The organism is Pseudenhygromyxa sp. WMMC2535 (assembly GCF_011083025.2).
This window is the reverse complement of record NZ_JABJWV010000001.1, coordinates 5912393-5927895: the sequence shown is the minus strand read 5'-3', so window position 1 is coordinate 5927895 and position 15503 is coordinate 5912393. Positions and strand designations below refer to the sequence as shown.

10 protein-coding genes are annotated in these 15503 nt (G+C 71.2%); 5 read left to right on the top strand and 5 right to left on the bottom strand.

The window, feature by feature from the left end:
- Positions 1-94: 94 nt before the first annotated feature.
- Both G6O69_RS22980 and G6O69_RS22975 read left to right on the top strand, forming a co-directional pair.
- Positions 95-712, top strand: a complete 618-nt coding sequence (locus tag G6O69_RS22980; RefSeq protein WP_172305656.1) for an RNA polymerase sigma factor — start codon at positions 95-97, stop codon at positions 710-712.
- A 610-nt stretch (positions 713-1322) separates the two neighbouring features.
- Positions 1323-3440 carry a S8/S53 family peptidase gene (locus tag G6O69_RS22975; RefSeq protein WP_172305655.1) on the top strand — a complete coding sequence of 706 codons (2118 nt, stop codon included), beginning with the start codon at positions 1323-1325 and terminating at the stop codon, positions 3438-3440.
- Positions 3441-3489: 49 nt separating this feature from the next.
- On the opposite strand, the gene G6O69_RS22970 is transcribed toward G6O69_RS22975, so the two are convergent.
- The 4 genes from G6O69_RS22970 to serS all read right to left on the bottom strand — a co-directional run bounded on the left by G6O69_RS22970 (position 3490) and on the right by serS (position 9529).
- Positions 3490-7050 (bottom strand): serine/threonine-protein kinase, encoded by a 3561-nt coding sequence (locus G6O69_RS22970; protein ID WP_172305654.1) that lies wholly within the window; start codon positions 7048-7050, stop codon positions 3490-3492.
- A 119-nt stretch (positions 7051-7169) separates the two neighbouring features.
- A complete protein-coding gene (locus G6O69_RS22965) occupies positions 7170-7379 on the bottom strand; it encodes a hypothetical protein (protein WP_172305653.1) in 210 nt (69 codons plus the stop codon).
- Positions 7380-7439: 60 nt separating this feature from the next.
- Entirely contained in the window at positions 7440-8129 is a 690-nt protein-coding gene (locus G6O69_RS22960) for a glycerophosphodiester phosphodiesterase (protein ID WP_172305652.1), read from the bottom strand.
- Complete coding sequence (gene serS, locus G6O69_RS22955) at positions 8126-9529, bottom strand: serine--tRNA ligase (protein ID WP_346017076.1); 1404 nt, start codon at positions 9527-9529, stop codon at positions 8126-8128. Before serS ends, G6O69_RS22960 begins: the two co-directional genes overlap by 4 nt.
- Positions 9530-9656: 127 nt before the next feature.
- Here serS and dacB point away from each other — a divergent pair, with 127 nt between their 5' ends.
- Together dacB and G6O69_RS22945 are read left to right on the top strand one after the other, a co-directional pair.
- Positions 9657-11294 carry a D-alanyl-D-alanine carboxypeptidase/D-alanyl-D-alanine-endopeptidase gene (gene dacB / locus G6O69_RS22950; protein WP_172305651.1) on the top strand — a complete coding sequence of 546 codons (1638 nt, stop codon included), beginning with the start codon at positions 9657-9659 and terminating at the stop codon, positions 11292-11294.
- A gap of 118 nt (positions 11295-11412) precedes the next feature.
- Positions 11413-12348: an exopolyphosphatase gene (locus G6O69_RS22945; RefSeq protein WP_172305650.1), complete on the top strand. Its 936-nt coding sequence runs from the start codon at positions 11413-11415 to the stop codon at positions 12346-12348.
- On the opposite strand, the gene G6O69_RS22940 is transcribed toward G6O69_RS22945, so the two are convergent.
- Positions 12332-13789 (bottom strand): MFS transporter, encoded by a 1458-nt coding sequence (locus G6O69_RS22940; protein ID WP_172305649.1) that lies wholly within the window; start codon positions 13787-13789, stop codon positions 12332-12334. The two genes, G6O69_RS22945 and G6O69_RS22940, sit on opposite strands and share 17 nt — an antisense overlap.
- Positions 13790-13899: 110 nt before the next feature.
- On the opposite strand from G6O69_RS22940, the gene G6O69_RS22935 reads away from it, so the two are divergent.
- Positions 13900-15426 (top strand): FAD-dependent monooxygenase, encoded by a 1527-nt coding sequence (locus tag G6O69_RS22935; protein WP_172305648.1) that lies wholly within the window; start codon positions 13900-13902, stop codon positions 15424-15426.
- Positions 15427-15503: the final 77 nt, after the last annotated feature.

Below are 15503 nucleotides of genomic sequence, written 5' to 3'. Positions count from 1 at the left end.
GAATGCGCCGGATTGTGTACGGTCGAGGCCGCCCAGATCAGCGCGGGCGCCCCGACTCTTCCCTCGCGCCCGCCAGCCGCTACACTTTTGCGGCATGCCCACTGACGCCGAACTGCTCGATGCCTGGCGAGACGGCGATCGCCGTGCGGGCAAGCTGCTGTTCGCGCGCTACTTCACCGCCGTAAACCGCTTCTTTCGCAACAAGGTCGGCTCCGAGTCCCAGGACCTCGTCCAAAAGACCTTCCTGGCCTGCGTCGAGGGCGTGGATCGCTACCGCGGCGAGGGCAGCTTCCGCAGCTGGCTGTTCGCGGTCGCCTACAAGCAGCTGTGCAAGCACTACCGGGCCAAGGCCAAAGAGCAGGCCCACCTCGACCTCCAGCGCGTGTCGGCCTACGAGTTCGACGGCACCCCCAGCCGCATGCTCGCCCGCAAGCGAGAGGAGCGGCTGCTGCTCGAGGCCCTGCGCCGCATCCCCGTCGACTTCCAGGTCGCCCTCGAGCTGCGCTATTGGGAGCAGATGACCGACGTCGAGATCGCCGCGACCCTCGACCTCCCCCTGGGCACCTTCAAGAGCCGGATCCGCCGGGCGCGTCAGCTCGTCACCGAGCAGGTCACCTTTCTCGCGGCCTCGCCCGAGGAGCTCCAGAGCACGATCAGCAGCCTCGAAGACTGGGCCGAGCAGCTGCGCGACATCACCACCGCGGACTCCTGAGCGGCGCGACCGCGACCCTGCTCCCGCCTGATCCCGCCCGCCTGATCCCGCCCGCCTGATCCCCCCGTCTGCGCCCGCGCCCCACGACGCGGTGACGCGGCACCAGGCGGCCGCCGAGTCACGACCTCCGGCCACGCGCGAGCCGGCGCAACCTCGCCCGGTCGCCCTCGCCAGGCGACGCGATCGCCCAACCATCGGCCCTGTTCCTGGGCGTCGGCCTCCACCGACCTCTCGGCCAAGACCCGCAGCGCCCACGGGCCTCTCGCTGCGCCACGGCCGGGGCGCCAGCGTCACCGCACGCAGCGCTGATCGACGCTCTCGACTGCGCCCAACTTTGCCCTGAAAAGCGCCGCCATTCACCGCCAGGACGCAGATTGGCCTGCGCCAGGGCGAACGCCAACGGCCACCTCCGCGACCACTTTGCCAGCACTTGGGACTGGTCGATTCGCGGGGAGAAGGTGTCAATATGGGGTGATCCTTCAATCAAAAGAAGCGAAAGAGCGAGCGTCCTTTTTGCCAATTTAGTCTTAATCCAAACAAGCCATTTGGGTACGGCGCACATGAACACACGAGTCAGTTGTTCTCGTGTGGTCCCCCCAGAGGAAAAATCATGCGCACGATCGAACGACTGTTGGCCTGCACCCTCCTCACGAGTGGCTGCGCCGTCGACGAGGCAGGCCTCCTGGACGGCTCGGAGGGCCTCTACGCCCCCTACGAGCTCGACGCCGGCCTCGACCCCACCCCGGAGCCAGGCGAGACCGCCGGCTCCCCCGCGAGCGTCTCCACCGGCACGAACGCCGAGTCACAGGCAATGGCCATTATCACCGCCCTCGCGGACTGCCCCGGATCCAATCGACTGATTGGGATCCTCGAAAACGACACTATCGAATGTGACCTCGACGGGACCATCCCCAAGTATTGGTCCGCCACTCCCCTGTTCTCGTCTGGCTCCCCTGCGCTCGAGGCCCTCTCCCCCAGCCTCCCCGCCGAGCTCGCCCGCTACTGCGTCTACGACTACGTCGGCCCCGAGGACGAGCTCGAGTCCGATGGCTACGCCGCGCTCTTCGAGGCGGTCGCGTCGAGCTCCCAGATGCCGCTCAATTCCCTCGGCGCCGACTGCCGCGGGCAGTTTGGCCAGAGCAACCTCTACGACGCCAGCGTCGGCGCCGAGCTCGAGCAGGCCTTCATGGCCAACATCGGCTGGGCCGAGGGCGAAGACATCGATCTCGCCTCCCCCACGCGCGCGCGCGTGGAGGTCGCCGTGCTCGACACGGTCTCCCCCGAGGTCGCGAGCGACCCCGAGCTCCAGCCGAACAACGCCCACGGCCTGCACATGGCGGCGCTGATCCGCGCGATCGACTGCCCCGCGCAGCGCAGCGAGTGCCTCGACGACGTCCGCAGCGTCCTCGCGCTCCCGCGCGCGGACTGGGACGCCGCGGCCGACTGGACCCGCGGCGGAAAGCTGGGCACCCACGCCGACCTCGCCATGGCGGTGTTCGAGGCGGCCGCGAGCTGGCGACAGCGCCGCGAGACCGACCCCAAGGGCACGCCCCCGCGCCTGGTCATCAACCTGAGCCTGGGCTGGAACCTGCTCGGCGACGCGAGCACGGATCTCACCCGGGGACCCGCGGCCTCGACGCTGGCGGCCATGCGCTACGCCTCGTGCAGCGGGGCGCTGATGCTGGCCGCGGCCGGCAACACCCCCGACGAACTGTGCCCCGAGCTCCACGCCGGCCCCCTGGCGCCGGCCAGCTTCGAGGAGCTCCCGGCCCCGAGCCTCAGCGAGTGCGCGGCGATGGGCTTTTTGTCCGACGATCCCTACCCGATCTTCGCCGACGCCGACGCCGATACCGGCGCCTACGTGCCGCTGACCCACGCCGTCGGGGCGCGCGACGAATTCGACCAGTCGCTGCTCAACTCGCGCCCCGAGTCGACCCCCCGCCTCGTCGCCCTCGGCACCAACGCGGTGCTCGACGCCAACGGCGCCGGCGACTCGCTCTCGGGGACCTCGGTCTCGACCGCGGTCGCCTCGGCGACGGCCGCCTTGCTGTGGTCCTACCAGCCCAAGCTGCGCCCCGACGAGGTCATGCAGCTGATCTACGCCAGCGGGTGGAACACCGGCGCGCTCGCGGACTTCGACCTGCTCGGCGAGAGCCCCGAGGTCCACCGGCTCTCGGTCTGCGCGGCCCTCGACGCGGCCTGCGAGGCCGGCAGCGCGAGCTGCCCGACGCTCGCCTGCGCCGCCGAGCCCCCCGCCGTCGACGGCAACCTCAGCGGCCTGATGACGGCGGTCAACGCCGTGCTCACCTCGCCCCAGACCAACATCGACGGCTACGAGCTCGACGAGGACGGCAAGGCCCCGGTCTGTGAGGAGAGCGCCCCGCTCAACAACCTCGCGACCACCCAGCCCGACATCCCGATCTGCTCGCGCTGCAACCTGACGATCAAGGCGGGCAGCACCGTCCGCGACGATCAGCTGTCGATGACCATCGTCTCGTCCTACGCCGGCTCCCTGGCCAGCGTCCGGCTGATCACCGCCGACGTGCTCGGCCAGCCCGAGTACCGCGACCTCGACTCGCTGGTCGTCGCCAGCCTCAACGCCCAGCCCGATCCGGTCGACGTCACCACGGTCACCCTCGAGGCCAGCGACGCCGTCTCGGCCTCGCTCCAGTTCACGCTGCTCAACGGGGCGGTCTACTCGAACGTGATCCCCATCCTCGAGGAGTAGCCCTCCATCTACGGTCAATCTGTCGGGACGTGCCAGCAGCCCGCGGGCCTCAGCGCCCGTGGGCTGCCTCGCACTTGGCGTAGCCGAGCTCGGCTTCGCGCGGCTCCTCGCCGAGCTCGCGCACGCGCTGATCGACCTTGAGGCAGGAGATCGTCGCGTCGCGCAGGGCCTGGGCCAGCTCGCTCGGGTCGCTGCGCAGGAGATCGAGGCGCCACAGGCGAGCGACGCCGTCGCCCGAGCCCGAGATCATCCGCCGGCCCTCGCGGTCGACGGCGAAGCTGGTGACCGCGTCCTGGTGCGCCGACAAGACGATCGCCGACGCCTCGCCGTCCAGGGTCCACACGCGGATGCTGTTGTCCTCGGAGATCGTGACCACGCGACCGTCGGCCAAAAACCGCGCTCCCCACAGCCCCTCGCTGTGCCCCGAGAGCGTGGCGAGCAGCGCCCCGTCGGCCACGCTCCAGACCCGCGCGTCGCCGTCGTAGGACGCGCTGACCACCCGCTCGCCCGCGGCGTCGAAGGCCACGGACCACACCGGCTTGCGGTGGCCACGGAGCGCGAGGGCGTGGGCCGCGTCCGCGTCGGGCCACAGGCGCACGCTCCCGTCCTCCGAGGCCGTGGCCAGGGTCTGCCCGTCGGGGCTGCGCGCGAGGCTGAGGATCCGCCCGGCGTGGCCGCCGAAGACCGCGACCAGCACGCCGCTGTCGGGATCCCACAGGCGCAGAGCCCCGTCCTCCGAGGCCGTGATGATCCGACCGAGCCCCCCCGACTCGCGAGGCGACTCCCAGTCGATGGCGTTGACGTGGCCGCCGTGGCCGTCGAGGGTCAGCAAGAGCTCGCCGCTGGAGACGTCCCAGACCCGCGCCTGCTCGTCGAAGGAGGCCGAGGCCAGGCGCCTGCCCGAGGCGTCGAAGGCCAGGTCCCAGACCCGGTCGCCGTGGCCCTCCAAGACCCGCGCCTCGCCGCCGCCCGTCGGCCACAAGAGCACGGCCCCCGACTCCGCGCCGGCGGCGATCAGCGAGTCGTCGGGGCTGAAGGCCAGCGAGTAGACCGAGCCCTGGCCCCCGCGCAGCGCCGCGAGCTCGCGGCCGCTGTCGACGGACCACAGCCGCACGCTGCCGTCGTGCGAGGCCGTCGCGACCCGCTGCTCGGCGGCGTCGAAGGCGATCTCGGCGACCTGAGCGCGGTGGCCGTCGAGGCGCTGCTGGAGGCGCGGGCGCTCGAGGTCCCACAGGCGCAGCTGGCCGTCGTAGGCGCCCGTGGCCAGCCAGCGCCCGGAGGGGTCGACCTCGACCCGAAGCACCGCCTGCGCGTGGCCGCGAAACACCTCGGGTGAGGCCGCGCCGTCGCTCGGCCACAGCCGCGCGTTGGCGTCGAAGGAGCCGCCGGCGACGGCCTCCCCCTCCCCGGCGAAGGACAGCGTCCAGACCTCGGGGCCGTCGGCCGCCAGCACCTTCGCAGGGGCGGCGTCGAAGAGCCCGTAGACCCGGACCTCGCCGTCGATCGAGGCGCTGGCGACCCGATCCCCGTAGAGGTCGAGGGCCGCGATCGCGTCGGCGTGGCGCGTCAGGATCGCCGCGCCCCCCCGGCCGAGCGACCAGCGGCGGACGGTGCCGTCGTCCGAGGCGCTGACGACCTCGTCCTCGCCGGCGAAGCGGGCGTGGAAGACGGCGCGCTCGTGGCCCTCGAAGCTGGCCAGGCGCGCGCCGTCGCGGACCCGCCAGACCATGACGCTGTGATCCCGCGACGCGCTGACCAGGCGCTCGCCCTTGGCGTCGAATTCGAGGTCGTGGACGTGGGCGCCGTGGCCCGCGAGCTCGCGGACCTCTCCGGTCGAGATCCGAGTGAGCTTGATGACCCCGTCTTTGGAGCCCGTCGCCAACATCCGTCCGCTCGGATCGAGAGCCACGGCGAAGAGCTCGTCGCCGTGCTCGGCGACGACCCGCGCGGGCTGACGATCGAAAGCGTCCCACAGCCGCGCCTGGCGATCCTTGGCGACCGAGGCCACCAGCTGGCCGTCGGCGCTGACCGCCATGCCGGTGATCTCCCGGGCGTGGGAGATGATCACCTCGCCCACGCCCTCGCGCACCGACCAGCGCCGGACCTCGCCGTCGTGCGAAGCCGTGTACACCGTCTGGGCGTCGGGCGTGAACGCGATGTCGATGATCACGTCGCGGTGGCCGTCGAGCACGGCGTAGCTCAGCGGCCGCCCGAGGATCTCGTTGGCCGCCGACACCCAGCGCTCCCCCGCCCGGGCCTCGCCCTCGACCTCGCGCAGGAGCATCGCCGCGATCGTCGGATCCTCGCGGTCGATCACGCCCTCGCGCGGGCGGTAGCGGCGATAGCCGCTCATCCGCGTGGCGTCCCGGGCCCGACGGGCGTCCCGGGTCGCCTGGCGAAGGCCACGCTCGCGCTCGAGGTCGAGCAGCTGCTCCATGAAGTCGTTCCAGTAGCGCTGGCGCGCGGAGGATCGCAGCCGCGCGCCGGCGAGCACGCCCGAGGCGATCAGCCCGGCGAGCGCCAGGGCCACGACCCCGCCGACCCGCAGGCGTCGACGACGGATGACCACGGGGTCCCGAGCGAGGGCGTCGAGCAGCGCGCGCATCGACGGCCAGCGCTGATCGGGGTCCGCCGAGAGCCCGCGCAGGACCACCGCGCGCAGCCACGCCGGGACCTCCGGGCCGCCCTCCCCGGGCTCGTCGACGGCCCCGGACATGATCTTCTGCGAGAGCGCCACGAAGTTCGGCGCGGCGAAGGGCCGGCGGCCGTAGAGCCCCTCCCACAGCGCGACGCAGAAGCTGAATTGATCGCTGCGCGTGTCGCCTCGGCCGCCGCCGAATTGCTCGGGCGCCATATAGGCCGGCGTACCCAGCAGCGAGCCGGTCTTGGTCAGCTGGACGTCGAGGCTGATCGCCGAGATCGTCTCGTCCGAGACGTCGGGGGCGAGCGTCGCAACCTCCTCGGCGGCGGCGTCCATGGCGTGGGCGAGGCCAAAGTCGGCCACGCGCACGCGCCCGTCGTCGCCAAAGAGCACGTTGTCGGGCTTGAAGTCGCGGTGGACCAGACCGGCGCCGTGGGCCGCGGCCAGACCCTCGCCCGCTTGCACGAAGGCCGCCACGACCTCCCGCCAGCCCCGGGGCTCCGCGGCCAGCCACGCCCGCAAGTTCGTGCCGCTGACGAACTCCATGGCCACGAAGATCTGCTCTTGGTAGCGCCCGACCTCGTGGACGGTGACCACGTTCGGGTGCGAGAGCCTGGCCATGGCCATGGCCTCGCGCTGGAGCCGGACGCTGGCCTCGTCGTCGTCGTCGGAGCGCCGCAGAAGCTTGAGCGCGACCCGGCGATCGAGCTGCTCGTCCCTGGCGACGTAGACGATGCCCATGCCCCCGGCGCCGAGGGTGCCGATGATCGTGTAGCGCCCGACACAAACCGGCGCCTCGGGCTCACCGAAGAGCGCCGTCTCGAGCTCGGCCCGCTGGCGGCGCGTCTCGATGCCCCAGCTGCCCTCGCTGGTGGTCAGCGGCGGCCGCGGCCACTCGTCGAAGCCGATGGAGTCACCGGACTTCGGCTCGCCTTCGTCGTAGTCGTCTCCCATTCGATGACGAGGCACGAGCATAGCAGCCCGAGCTGCGAGGCCGACTCGGGCCCATGAAACGCCATTTTACCGGTAAAAAAATGGCCGACCCCGCGCCTGCGGAGATCGGCCGTTGACTCGGGCAAAAAGGGCGCTCAGCCAGGCAGCTGTCCACCAGGGCCGTTGCCCATGGCGACGGCCTTCATGTGCTTGCTACGCACGATCAGGTAGACCGGCAGGCCAATGATGAGCAGCAAGAAGGTGAGCACGGCGTAGAGCACACCGTTGTCCACGCCCTTCTCCTGTGAATCCTTGTACACCCAGCCAGCGGCCGCGGCCGCAATGATGATTCCGACGAATTGCATGTTTCCCTGTGCCTCCTGCGCCGACTTGTACCAGCTCCAACGGACACGCGTCGAGCGCGTTTAGGCAAGACGACTATCGACCACGAAATCTGTAATCACACGCACGACCCCCAAGTGGCTCAAACGCTCCTCGTGGTCGCGGTCAAAAGCCCCCCAAAAGCCGACCTGCATGCCCCGCGCGACGTAGCGAGCCACCGTGGGCCGTGAGACCAAGCTGGCGTGCAGGTGGACCCCAGCGCATCCAAAACGCTGTCCACCGTCGGCGTGCAGCCACATTGGGCTGCGCACGTCCAGGTTCAAGACCAGCTCGTGAGTACAGCCGCGGGCAGACGCGGCGGCGAGCAATTCGTGATCGAAGCTGCTGAGGATGATCCGCTCGCGGCCAGAGGTCAGTGCCAAGGTCGCGTCGACCAGGGCCTCGCCCCCGCCCTCCTTGAGCTCGATGACCAGCCAGCGATCTTTTGGCCACTCGGCGAGCAGCGCCTCGAGGGTCGGCAGCGGATCGCCAAACACCCGGACCTCGGCGAGCTCGGCCTGGCTGAGGCCAGCGATCGAGCGCGGGTCGCCGGTCAGCCGCTCGAGGCGACGGTCGTGAAACAAGACCACGGTCCCGTCGGCGAGCAGGCGCGCGTCGACCTCGGCCCCGTCCAGGCCGACGGCCAGGCACTCCCGCAAGCCGCGGAGGGTGTTCTCGTGGCGCGGGTCCCCGCGGTGACCGAGGATGGTCAGCTCGGGGCGCTTGGCGCTCACGCGCGGCCCCCGATGCGGTCGAAGCCGCACAGCGGACGCAGGACCTCCGGGACGATCACGCTGCCGTCGGCCTGTTGGTAGTTCTCGAGGATCGCCACGAGGCCGCGCGAGGTCGCGATGGCCGTGCCGTTGAGCATGTGGACCATGCGCGGCTTGATCTTCTTGGCCTTCTTGGCGTCCGCGCCGGCATCGGCCTCCGCCTCGGGGCGGTAGCGAATCCGCAGGCGCCGGGCCTGGTAGTCCGTGCAATTGCTGGTACTCGTGACCTCGCCCCAGGCCCCGCGCCCGGGCATCCACGCCTCGATGTCGAACTTGCGGAAGGCCGGTCCCCCGAGGTCGCCGCTGGCGATGTCGAGCACCCGGTAGGGGATCTCGAGGCCCTGGAAGATCTCCTCCTCGATGGCCAGCATGCGCGCGTGCATGGCCTCGGAGATCCCGAGCTCGCCCTCGGTGAAGGCGAAGAGCTCGACCTTGGTGAACTGGTGCACGCGGTAGAGGCCGCGCGACTCTTGCCCAGCCGAGCCGGCCTCGGTGCGGAAGCAGTGCGAGAGCCCGGCGAGCAGCAGAGGCAGGCGCTCGCGCTCGAGGATCTCGTCGGCGAGCATGCCCCCCAAGGTGATCTCGGCCGTCCCGACCAGGCACAGGTCGGAGTTCTCGACGCTGTAGACCTGGGTCGACTCGCCGCGCGGGTTGAAGCCGAGGCCGTCGAGGATCTCGGCGCGCGCGAGGTCGGGGGTGGTGTGCAGGCGGAAGCCGTGCTTTTTGGCCACGCCCAGGGCGTAGCGCTGGAGCGCCATGTCGAGGAGCACGGCCTCGTTGACGAGGTAGTAGAACTTCTGCCCGGCGACCTTGGCCCCGGCCGCGAAGTCGACGAGGTCGAGGGCCTCGGCGAGCTCGAGGTGGTCCTTGGCCGCGAAGCCCTCGGCCTCGAAGTCGCGCCGCCGCCCCCAGGTCCGCAGCTCGCGGTGATCGTCGTCGGTGTTGCCGCGGGGCACGTCGGGGTGGGTGAGGTTGGGGATCCGCCGCCACGCCTGATCGCGGCGCTCCTGGACCGCCGCGACCTGCTCGGCGAGCTGCTTCTCGCGCTCGCGCAGCGCTCGGCCGGCCTCGATCAGCGGCTTGCGGGCCTCGCCTTGCTCGGCCTTGGGCAGCTTGCCCACCGCCTTCATCGCGGCGGCGTTCTCGTTTTGCTCGCGGCGCGCGTCGTCGCCGGCGGCGATCAGCTCGCGCAGCTCCTGATCGAGGGCGCGCAGGCGGTCGACCGTGGCCTGAGCCCAGTCTTCGCCCTCGAGCTCAGCGTCGTCGAACACGCGGACGTTGCGGTCGCGCAGATTGGCGACGACGCGCTCGGGGTCGTCACGCAGGAGCTTGATGTCGAGCATGATCGCGTCAAAGCCCACGGCCCGCTCGCTGTCAACGGGGGCTGAACGGGTGGACCGGGAGATCCCTCGCCTCGGCCGGTTTCGCGGCCGGTTTTTTGGGTGGGGTGCCGAGATGTGCGACAGGTGAACACACAGGAGGTTCGCCTTGCTCCGCCGCTGTTCTGCGCTGATCGCCGTGTTCTTGCTCTCCGGGCTGCTGACCCGAACGGGGCTCGCCACCGCCGACGCGGCCCCCCGAGCCCCAAAGACCCTCCTGCCTGCGTCCGCCTCCGCCCTGCCCCCCGCCAGCGGCCCGCTCGCGGCGCTGCTCGAGCACGCGGAGCCGACCGCGAGCGCCGACACCCCGGACTGGACGGATCGCATCGACGCCCGCCTGGTCGCGCTCGCGGCCGAGCCCAGGCGCAGCTCCGAGGACGCCCCCAGCCGACGCCTGCGCGAGGCCGTGGACGCGGCCCTCGGCGAGCTCGATCCCCGCACCCGCGCGGCCGTCGAGATCCGCGAGCTCGGCAGCGCTCAGGTGCTCGCCGCCCACGAGCCCGGCCGCGCCCTCAACCCGGCCAGCAACCAGAAGCTGGTCTCGGCCATCGCCGCCGCCGAGCTCCTCGGCCCCGACTACCGCTTTCAGACCAGCGTGCTGCGCCGCGGCGACGCGCTGATCTTGCGTGGCGAGGGCGACCCGGACCTCCACGTCGCCGACCTCCACGCCCTCGTCGACGAGCTGCTCGCCGAGCCCGGGGCCCTCGAGGGTGTCCGCCGCGTGCTCGTCGACGACCACGCCTTCTCGGATCGCCGCCTCGGCCCGGGCTTCTCGGCCGAGGGCTGCGGCGACAGCTACATCGCCCCCAGCGGTGCGCTCGCCCTGGACTACGCGACCCTCGAGATCACCCTCCGGCCGGGGCGCTACCGCGGCCCCGTCGAGGTCGAGGTCTCGCCGACCCCCGCCGGCCTCGGCGAGGGCGAACGAGCCGAGGGGATCGTCGAGCTCGTCAACACCGCCCGGACCGAGAGCGGGCGCCCGCGGGTGTGCACCGAGGCCGGCGAAGGTGGGCGCACCCGCGTGCGCGTCGAGGGGGCGCTCCCGGCCGGGCACGCGCCCATGACCCTGCGCCGCCGCGTCGCCGACCCCGGCCTGCTCGCCGGCGGCGTCTTTGCCCAGCTCCTCGCCGAGCGCAGCGAGGGCCCCGCCCTGCCCGTCGCGCGGGCCGCCCTGCCCGCGCAGCCCGGCGAGGACACCCGCCTGCTCGCGACCCACGAGTCCGCCCCGCTGATCGCCGCGCTCGCCTCCGCCCTGCGCTACTCCAACAACTTCACCGCCGAGCAGGTCCTGCGGACCTTGGCCTGGCGCGCCAGCGGCCGGCCGGGGAGCTGGGCCGAGGGCGCCCGGGTGCTCGAGCGCTTCGCCGCGGCCGTCAGCGTCCACGCCGGCGACCAGCGGATGATCAACGGCTCGGGCCTGTCCCGCGAGGGCCGGCTGACGCCCCGCTTCGTGCTCGACGTGCTCGCGCTGTGCCGGCGCCCGGGGAGCCCCGCGGCCCTGCTCCTGGCCAGCTTCGCCGAGGCCGGCGGCGAGGGGACCTTGCGCAACCGCAACCCCGTCGCGGGCCCGCGCCTGCTGGCCAAGACCGGGACCTACGCCGGCGCCAGCAGCCTCTCGGGTCTGGTCTACGACTCGACTGGCGCCCGCGCCCTGAGCTTCTCGGTGCTGCTCAACGGCGGCGATCTCGAGCGTAACCGCGCCGCGCAAGATCGCATCGTCGCGGCCATGCTCCGCGCCCTCGACTGAGCGCCAGGTGACAGCGAGCTGTCGCGTGGCCGCGCCCTCCCCTGCGCCCCACCGAGGTGGGGCCTCCGGCTCGCTCGCGCGCGCCCACGCGACAGCTCGCGCGTGATAGCCTGGGCGCGTGGCGAGTAAATTTCGGCTGATCACCCGCAGTGACTTCGACGGCCTGGTCTGCGCCGTGCTCCTCAAGGAGCTCGACCTCATCGACCCCAAGGAGATCCTCTTCGTCCACCCCAAGGACATGCAGGACGGCAAGATCGAGGTCACCTCCCGCGACATCAGCACCAACTTGCCCTACGTCGAGGGCATCCACCTGTGCTTCGACCACCACGCCAGCGAGGTCGAGCGCGCCGGGGGCGAGCGCGACAACCACATCATCGATCCCAAGGCGATGAGCGCCGCGCGGGTGGTCTACGACTACTTCGGCGGGCGCAGCGAGATGCCGCGGGTCTCCCAGGACATGATGGAGGCCGTCGACAAGTGCGACGCCGCCCAGCTCAGCCGCGAGGACATCCTCGATCCCCAGGGCTGGATCCTGCTCAACTACATCATGGACGCGCGCACCGGCCTGGGCCGCTTTCGCAACTTTCGGATCAGCAACTACAACCTGATGATGGAGCTGATCGACTACTGCCGCGATCACGCGGTCGACGAGATCCTCGCGCTCCCCGACGTCAAGGAGCGCGTCGACCTCTACCGCGAGCACGCGCCCCGCCAGCGCGAGCAGCTCGAGCGCTGCACCAGCGTGCACCAAAAGCTCGCCGTCCTCGATCTCCGCGAAGAGGACACGATCTGGTCGGGCAACCGCTTCATGATCTACGCGCTCTTCCCCCAGACCAACATCTCGATGCACGTGATGTGGGGGCGCCAGCAGCAAAACACGGTGTTCGCGATCGGGAAGTCGATCCTCGACCGCTCGTCCAAGACCCACGTCGGCAAGCTCTGCCTCGAGTACGGCGGCGGAGGTCACGACGCCGCCGGGACGTGTCAGGTCGACAATGATCAGGCCGAGCGCGTGCGCGATGAATTGGTCGCGCGGATCACCGCGGACGGCTGAGCTCGCCCGCCTCCCCATCGCCCGCGTCCGCATCACTCGCCCCGCCATCCCCCGCCCCGCCCTCGTCCACGCCCCCGTGGCGCAGCCCGAGGAGCCCGAGGATCAGCCCGGCCGAGTTGAGCGCCGCGAGGACCACGAAGCTGACCACCTGAATGCCCACGAAGCGCTCGGGCGCGGCGGCGATCGCCTCCCCGCCGTAGCGCAGCGAGATCAGCAGGCCGGTCACCAGCATGCCCGAGATCATCCCCAGGCCGCGGGCCTTGGCAGACAGCGCCGAGGCCGAGCTCAGCTCGTGGCGCTCGACGCTGTTCATGATCACCGTCATGTTCGGCGAGGAGAACAGCCCAAAACCCAGACCCTGACAGACCAGGATCCCGGCGACCTCGCCCAGGCTCGCGTCCATGTCCAGGAGGCAGCCCTGGAACGAGGCGAGCGTGACCAGAGCCACGCCAAGGCAAGTCAGGACGCGCGGTCGCACGCGGTCCGCGAGCGTACCCGCGACGGGCGCGACCACGGCCATGAGCACCGCGCTGATCGCCAGCATCAGGCCCGAGGTCTGCGCGCCCCGGCCCTGGCAGGTCTGCAGGAAGATGCTGAGCATGAACACGCTGCAAAAGGCGCTCATGTAGAGCAGCAGCTGGATGATCAGCGCGTCACGCATGACGTGGCGGCGCGCGAGGGCGTGGACGTCGAGCAGCGGGTTGCTCAGGCGACGCTGGAGCAGCACGAAGACCACCGCCACGATGACACCCGCCGCCAGCAAGGCGCAGCCCAGCGCCGGCCTCGCCATGCTCGCCGTGCCGAACACCAAGGCGAGCACCGCCGCCAGCACCAAGGCCGCGCTCGGCAGGTGAATGGCGCCCGGCTGTGGCCGCCGCCAGCGCGAGGGTAGGCCGAGCTCGACGACCGCGTACATCACCAGCAGCAGCGCGCCGCCGAACGAGAACACCGCCCGCCAGGCCCAGGCGTCGACGAGCACGCCCGCGACGACCGGCCCGAGGCTGAGGCCGACATAGATCGCGCCGATCGACGCGCCGTAGGCACGCCCGCGGCGCTCGGCCGGGACCAGATCCGCGAGCAAGGCCGCCCCAGTCGCGGACAGCAGCGCCGAGCAGATGCCCTGAAACAGGCGCAGGCACAAGATCGGCAGGGCGTCCGAGAGCACTCCGATCAGCCCCGAGCTCAGGCCAAAGGCCAGCAGCCCGAGCTTGTAGAGCCGGGCGCGGTTGGTGGCGTCGGCCAGCCGGCCCAGGGGCAGCAAGAAGGCCACGCTACCGGCCAAGAAGAGCGTCTCGACCAGGCCCAGGGCCGTCGCGCCCAGGCCCAGCTCCTCGCCCATGGAGGGCACGGCCACGGCCACACCCGAGAACATGAAAGACGGTGAGACCTGCGAGGCGACGATCATCGCCACCATCAGCCGCTCTTTTTGCCTCTCCTTCATCTACGGACTTCAGAGTAGTTCAGAGCAAACGTTGTACTTCGAAGGCTGGTCGGGTGCGAGCGCGCGATCTATGCAGGGCGTCTCCAGCGCGATGCGGCTACCCTCCCACCATGGCCCACGACATCGACGTCCTCATCGCCGGCGCAGGTCCCACCGGGCTCGCAGCCGCACTCGCGCTCACTCGACACGGTGTGCGCGTCCGCGTCGTCGAGCAAAACGCGGCGCCCTCGCGCCACTCCAAGGCCCTGGTGATCCAGGCGCGGACCATGGAAGTTTTTCACGCGCTGGGCGTCGCCGAGGACGTCCTCGCCAAGACCCAGCCCATGCGCGGCGTGCAGCCCGTGCTCGAGGGCAAGCAGCTGCCCTTCGTCACCTTCGACGGGCTCGAGGGGCCCTACACGAGGCCGCTGATGCTGCGCCAGAGCCAGACCGAGCAGCTGCTGGCCGCGCGACTCGAGACCCTCGGGGTGTGCGTGGAGTGGGGCGTCGGTCTGCGCGACTTCGAGGCCGACGAGGGGGGCGTGCGCGTGACCCTCAGCAACGGCGAGAGCCTCGGTGCCGCCTACCTGATCGGCTGCGACGGCGCCCACAGCCTCGTCCGCAAGCAGCTCGGCGTCGACTTCGAGGGCTCGACCTACGACAACGACTTCATCCAGGTCGACGCCAAGATGCGCTGGCCGCTGGCCGAGGACACCGGCTACGCCTTCATCCGTGAGGAGGGCGCGCTCGTCTGCCTGCCCCTGGGCGAGGGCATCTTCCGCACGATCTACATTCGCCAAGAGCGCCCCGAGGACGCCCCCGAGGAGCCCGAGCTGCGCGAGTTTCAGGCCGTCTTCGACGAGCTCATGCCCGGCGAGGTCGAGTTTGGCGAGGTCGAGTGGATCATCCGCTTTCGCCTCCACGAGCGCCTCGCGTCCCGCTTCCGCGTGGGCCGGGTCTTCCTCGCCGGCGACGCCGCGCACATCCACACCCCGGCCGGCGGCCAGGGCATGAACACCGGCATCCAGGACGCCTTCAACCTCGGCTGGAAGCTGGGCCTGGCCGTGCGCGGCGCGGCCGGGGAGCGCCTGCTCGAGAGCTACCACGACGAGCGCCACCCGATCGCCGCCGACGTGCTGCGCTTCACCGACCTCACCTTCAAGACGGCCCTGGGCAGCAACGCCCTGGTCCGCAAGCTCCGCCCGCTGATCCTGCCCTTCGTGCTCGGCAACCGCTACATGCGCGGCAACGCGGCGCGGACCGTCTCCCAGCTCGACGTCAACGTCCGCCGCAGCCCGATCGTCGACGATCGCCGCTTCTTCGCCACCGGCCTGCACGCCGGCGACCGAGCCCCCGACGCCAGCTTCGCCCACGACGGCGCCAGCTCGCGCGTCTTCGACCTGCTGCGCGACGACCCGCGCCACCTGGTCTTCGCCCACTACGCCCAGGGCCACCGCCTCGCGGCCCTCGAGCGCGGCCTCGACCCGAGCATCGCCCGGGTGATCGTCGCCAACGAGGGCGAGGAGCTCGAGGCCCGCTACCACCTCGGGGACGGGCCGGCGATCTGGGTGGTGCGACCCGACGGCTACATCGGCTATCGCCAGTCCGGCGACGAGCCCGAGCCCGTGCTCGAGTGGTTCCAGCGCACGCTCGGCTGAGCGCCGCCCCCCCTGTGGGTCCGCGGACCCAAACGAAGGGCCGGCTCGGGGATCCCCCGGGCCGGCCCATTTCAGTC

Coding starts and splice junctions, on each gene's coding strand:
- G6O69_RS22935 (WP_172305648.1), top strand. CDS start 13,900: ATGGCCCACGACATCGACGTCCTCATCGCCGGCGCAGGTCCCACCGGG.
- G6O69_RS22940 (WP_172305649.1), bottom strand. CDS start 13,789: ATGAAGGAGAGGCAAAAAGAGCGGCTGATGGTGGCGATGATCGTCGCC.
- G6O69_RS22980 (WP_172305656.1), top strand. CDS start 95: ATGCCCACTGACGCCGAACTGCTCGATGCCTGGCGAGACGGCGATCGC.
- G6O69_RS22975 (WP_172305655.1), top strand. CDS start 1,323: ATGCGCACGATCGAACGACTGTTGGCCTGCACCCTCCTCACGAGTGGC.
- G6O69_RS22965 (WP_172305653.1), bottom strand. CDS start 7,379: ATGCAATTCGTCGGAATCATCATTGCGGCCGCGGCCGCTGGCTGGGTG.